Below are 1,722 nucleotides of genomic sequence, written 5' to 3' on the forward strand. Positions count from 1 at the left end.
ATCGTCAGCACGGCGGCCCGCTCGAAGGGCGACGGGTAAAAGGCGCCGGCGGCATGCGATTCGTGATGCTGTGCGAAGTGGATGCGGTTGCGGGCTTCGTAGCCGGCTGCTGCCAGGGCCCGCTCGATCTCCAGCGGGATCCAGAGTTTCTGCCTCAACCAGACTGGCATCGCTGCGCTGAACGCCCGGAAGCCGCGCGGTGCCACTGCGAATGCGGTGCGCAGGATGCGCTCAAACTTCAGCAGTGGCTTTTCGTAATAGACGATCGCGTCGGGGCCGCCCCCAGCCCTCGCGAGGCAGTACTCGACGGCGCGCGTAGGAAACGAGGCGTCGTGCTTCACTCGGGTGAAGCGCTCTTCCTGTGCGGCTGCCACGATCACACCGTCTTCGACGACGGCGGCCGCCGAATCGTGATAAAAGGCGCTGATCCCGAGCACGCGCATCGTCAGAACTGGCGCCTCCAGTGTTCGGAGCCAGCCGGTGTGGGCGGGAGCGTTTCCCAGTAGCTATCTCCGTCAGAAGCTTTGCGCCGGCGCAGCGGATCGCGTCCGAGCAAAACCAGCAGTCCCCGGATTGGCACGAAGCAGGTCAGGAAAAGCGCTCCGAGGAGCGCGTAGCTCACGGCGATTGACACCGCATGGGCGACCCAATCGAGGGTGCGTTGCACAGGGGCCCAGATCCGTGGGAAGAACCACGCGCAGAGGGACCCCGTGCTTGCGATGGCGCTTCCCGCCAGCAGCCAAGGGTGGCGCCAATAGATCCACGCGGCGAGTGTGCAGGCTGCGGCGACGGCGGGGGCTGCCACGGAGATCCATCGGCAGGGAGCTTGCTTTGGGGGGCGCATGGCTGGGGTCGCGCGAGTAAGGATGGAATATCTGTGTGAGTCGAGAGGAGCCTCGTGCTCGGGCCTCATAAGCAAGAGAGGAGGGCGCCTGGGCACCCTCCTCTCGATCCATTTGTTACACTAGAACCTGATTGGGCCGCTTAGAAATCCAAGCCGTAGGTGAGGCTCCACCGCATCTTGGTGGGGACTTCGTGGCGGGCGGTCGCATAGCTGGCGCCCGACGTCCTGTACCAGCCGACAAACTCCTCCTGCTTGGTGAGGTTTTTCACGTTGAGCTGGATGCTGTGCTGCAGGTCGAACGCCTTGAACTTATAGTTCGCGAAGAACTCGGCGTAGAAGGTGCTCGGATTATAGCGCGCAGTATTGCCCGGTGCGGAGTAATCCTGGAGTGCCTTGCCGGCGTACTGCATACCGACGCCCAGCGACAGGCCTTTGACCGGACCGTCGGTGAAGGAGTATTTGGTCAACATCGCCACCTGATCCTTGATGTGGCCGGTGGTGGACTGGCCGATCGTCGCCAGGTTGACGGACTTCGTCACCTTCTGGGTGTTGTGAGCATAGCTGAGCATGACCTGCCAGTTGGCGGTCGGCTGGATGATCAAGTCCGCTTCGATGCCTTTGGACTCCTGTTCGCCACCAGCGACGAGGTCGCCTTGCGAGTTCTGGCGGTCGCGGAGATCGGCATAAGCGGCGGCGCGTTCGTCGGGCGTGGCATCGGCCCATGCAACGGTGCCGTGCGCGGTCGAGATGCTGCTCACCGGTGCATTGCCTGCGGCGACGGCGGCATCCCAAGCCCGCTTGGCGCGGTTTGTCGCGGACGGATCGCGCTGTGAGCCACCTTCCTGGCTGATCTCGTAGTAGCTGATCGTGCCGCTGAC

Annotated in this window: 2 protein-coding genes; both read right to left on the minus strand. The window is 63.6% G+C overall.

The window, feature by feature from the left end:
* A partial coding sequence (locus tag ACMUOY_RS20045) for a carbamoyltransferase N-terminal domain-containing protein (RefSeq protein WP_413894499.1) occupies positions 1-443 on the minus strand: 443 nt, incomplete at its 3' end.
* A gap of 541 nt (positions 444-984) precedes the next feature.
* Positions 985-1,722, minus strand: a 738-nt coding sequence (locus ACMUOY_RS20050) for a hypothetical protein (protein ID WP_413894500.1), incomplete at its 5' end; no start/stop codon positions are given.

The sequence above is a fragment of the Candidatus Skiveiella danica genome, assembly GCF_022705245.1.
Lineage (GTDB): Bacteria > Pseudomonadota > Gammaproteobacteria > Burkholderiales > Burkholderiaceae_C > Skiveiella > Skiveiella danica.